At 71.2% G+C, this 2,924-nt stretch carries 4 protein-coding genes and 1 tRNA gene; 4 read left to right on the forward strand and 1 reads right to left on the reverse strand.

The window, feature by feature from the left end; genetic code table 11:
• Nucleotides 1-26: 26 nt before the first annotated feature.
• On the reverse strand, nucleotides 27-665 hold the full coding sequence (upp, locus tag R2N01_RS11295) for a uracil phosphoribosyltransferase (RefSeq protein ID WP_316671253.1): 639 nt from the start codon (nucleotides 663-665) through the stop codon (nucleotides 27-29).
• A 106-nt stretch (nucleotides 666-771) separates the two neighbouring features.
• Between upp and R2N01_RS11300 the strand changes: the two genes are divergently transcribed.
• From R2N01_RS11300 to R2N01_RS11315, 4 genes are all read left to right on the forward strand, one after another.
• A complete protein-coding gene (locus R2N01_RS11300; RefSeq protein WP_316671255.1) occupies nucleotides 772-1,431 on the forward strand; it encodes a tRNA adenosine deaminase-associated protein in 660 nt (219 codons plus the stop codon).
• Nucleotides 1,432-1,474: 43 nt separating this feature from the next.
• Complete coding sequence (locus R2N01_RS11305; RefSeq protein ID WP_316671257.1) at nucleotides 1,475-1,951, forward strand: nucleoside deaminase; 477 nt, start codon at nucleotides 1,475-1,477, stop codon at nucleotides 1,949-1,951.
• A 33-nt stretch (nucleotides 1,952-1,984) separates the two neighbouring features.
• A tRNA-Ser gene (locus tag R2N01_RS11310) sits at nucleotides 1,985-2,069 on the forward strand.
• A gap of 300 nt (nucleotides 2,070-2,369) precedes the next feature.
• Nucleotides 2,370-2,924 (forward strand): hypothetical protein (locus R2N01_RS11315; protein WP_316671256.1); only part of this gene is annotated, 555 nt, incomplete at its 3' end.

Raw genomic sequence — 2,924 nt, forward strand, 5'->3', positions numbered from 1 at the left:
CGGTGCATCCGGGGCGCGGGGGGCGCTCACTCGGCCAGGCCGTACAGGCGGTCGCCGGCGTCGCCCAGGCCGGGGACGATGTAGCCGCGCTCGTCGAGGCGCTCGTCGACCGAGGCCACGACGAGGGTGCAGGCGGCGCCGGCCCCGTCCACGAGCCCGCGGACCCGCTCGACGCCCTCGGGCGCGGCCAGCAGGCAGATGCAGGTGATGTCGTCGGCGCCGCGCCTGGTCAGGAAGTCCACGCAGCCCGACAGCGAGCCGCCGGTGGCGAGCATCGGGTCGAGGACGTAGCACTGGCGCCCCGACAGGTCGCGCGGCAGGCGCTCGGCGTAGGTGGTGGGCTTGAGCGTCTCCTCGTCGCGGGCCATGCCGACGAAACCGACCTCGGCGGTCGGGACGAGGCGGGTGAAGCCCTCGAGCATGCCCAGGCCGGCGCGCAGGATCGGTACGACGAGGGGCTTCTCGCTGAGCCGGATGCCCGTCGCGGGGGCCACCGGGGTGGTGATCCGGACCGGTTCGACGCGCACCTCACGGGTGGCCTCGTAGGCCAGCAGCGTCACCAGTTCGGCGACGAGCAGGCGGAAGGTCGGGCTCGGCGTCCTCTCCTCGCGCAGGCGAGTGAGCTTGTGAGCGACCAGAGGATGATCAACGACGCACAGTTCCACGGGGCCGAGTGTCCCATACACTTGGGTTACTCGGTGAATGGGGCACGGGCGCCGGGTGGAGGGGCCGGGGGCAACCGGTTCTGGTCGGGGCACACGGGAGGTCGACATGGCTGATGACATGACGAGGGAATTCGACGATGACGAGGATGTCGAGGAGCTCGACAGCCTGGACGATCGCGAGGACGCCGATCGCGGTGTGATCTCCGATGACTACGACGACCTCGAGGACGAGGAGGACGACTACGACCCCGATGACGACGATGACGACGAGGGGGACGACTACGAGGACGCCACCGCCGACGAGATCGACTTCGTGGCGGCCCTCTACCGCGAGGACGGCGCCCCGGTAGTCATGCCGCTGCCCGACGCCTGCGCCAACGACCTCGACGAGCTGATCGCCCAGCTGCGCCGCCTGCCCGGCGACACGGGCGCGACCGGCATCGTCAGCGTCAACGGCGAGTTCTTCGTGATCTGCCGCTGCCGCGGCCGTCAGGTGCAGGTGCTGCTGTCCGACTCGCTGTCGAGCAACGACTGGCCGCTGGCCCGGGACGTCATCGACTACCTCGGGCTCGACGTGCCCGACGACGACGAGGAGGAGGACTCCGAGTCCGTCGGCGACCTGGACATCCTGGCCGATCAGGGCGTCTCCGAGTTCGACATGGAGAACATCCTGGACGACCTCGACGAGGACTCCGGCGAGCTGGCGCACCGCATCATCGCGAAGATCAAGTTCGGCCCGCAGTTCGACCGCGTCATCCGCTCGTGACGCCCCGGACCCGGACCGGACGATGAGCCGCTGGGACGCCGCCATGGGTGCGGCGCTGGCGGCCGCCCGCGAAGCCGGCGCCGCCGGCGACGTCCCGGTCGGTGCGGCGGTGCTCGGTCCGGACGATTCGGTCATCGCCGTAGCCGGCAACCGCAGGGAGCGCGATGCCGATCCGACCGGTCATGCCGAGGTGCTCGCCATCCGCGCCGCCGCGGGGGCGCTCGGGCGCCGGCGGCTGGAGGGCTGCGCGCTCGTCGTCACCCTCGAGCCCTGCACGATGTGCGCCGGGGCGCTCGTCGCGGCCCGCGTGGGGACCCTGGTCTTCGGCGCGTTCGACCCCGGGGCCGGGGCGGTGGCCTCGCTCTTCGACGTCGTGCGCGATCCGCGGCTGAACCACCGCCCCCGGGTCGTCGGCGGCATCATGGCCGGGCCCTGCGCGGCCGTTCTGGACGAGTTCTTCGCCGGCCGCCGGGGCGGCGGCGTGGATCCCCGCGCCGGTGATCCGCGTCCGCTGATTTGAGCCCGGGGCGGCCGGATCGGTATGGTTGCCCACGGTGACGTGTCTGAGCGGCCGAAAGAGCTCGCCTCGAAAGCGAGTGTGGTGCAAGCCACCGAGGGTTCAAATCCCTCCGTCACCGCCGTGGGTCTCCTGCTCCGCGCAGGAGACCCGTTGTTCGGCCTCCACCCCCGTGCAGGGGCCTGTTTCCGGTCCTCGGGCCGGAAGTGGCTCTGCGCCCCTCATCCGCGGCTGAACGGTGACCCGATGCGGCGCCCGGGGGCATCGAATCTCCTTATGAATTCGGGGTTCCGGTAAACTTGCCGCACACGGTTCCGCCCCGTCGCGCCGTCGGCACGCCCGACCCGCGCCCGAACGGGATGCTCCGAGCGCGTCAACGGGGGTTTCGGTACTAGTCATCGAATGTTTGGAGGCGGACTGCATGGCACTGTCCGAGTCCCGCGTCACAACACGGCGTTCGTTGCCCGTCGGCATCTTCTCGGCGGTCGTGGCCATCGTGCTCGTCGTCATCGCCGTGATCTGGTTCCGGTTCGGCACGTCGAGGACCTCCGTCATCTGGGCCGCCCTGGCCGTGCTCGAGGTCGTCATCGCCATCTTCATGCTGCGCCCGATCACCTTCCACGTCACCGTCGATGAGGACGGTGTGCGCAACGAGGGCCATTCGGCGTGGTCCATCGACCGCGCCAGCATCGCGAACGGCGGCGTCATCGCGGCCAAGCACCCCACCCTGTGGGTGCGCCCGGTGAGGGAGGCCGGGCTGAGGCGTTCGCAGGGCTACACCGAGTCCACCGTCGTCCCCGAACGCAGCTACCTGGCCCCGGTCAGGCGCTCGCAGGCCGAGAACCTGGCCCGCGCGCTCGCCTCGATCGGCCTCGAGGCCGGACGCAGGGCGGGCCCCGACGAGATCAACAAGAACGGCGCCTTCGGGTTCGGCGCGGGCCTGACCGGCACGGCCGCCGGCGGTGCCAGGGCGCTC

The sequence above is a fragment of the uncultured Propionibacterium sp. genome, assembly GCF_963539965.1.
Lineage (GTDB): Bacteria > Actinomycetota > Actinomycetes > Propionibacteriales > Propionibacteriaceae > Propionibacterium.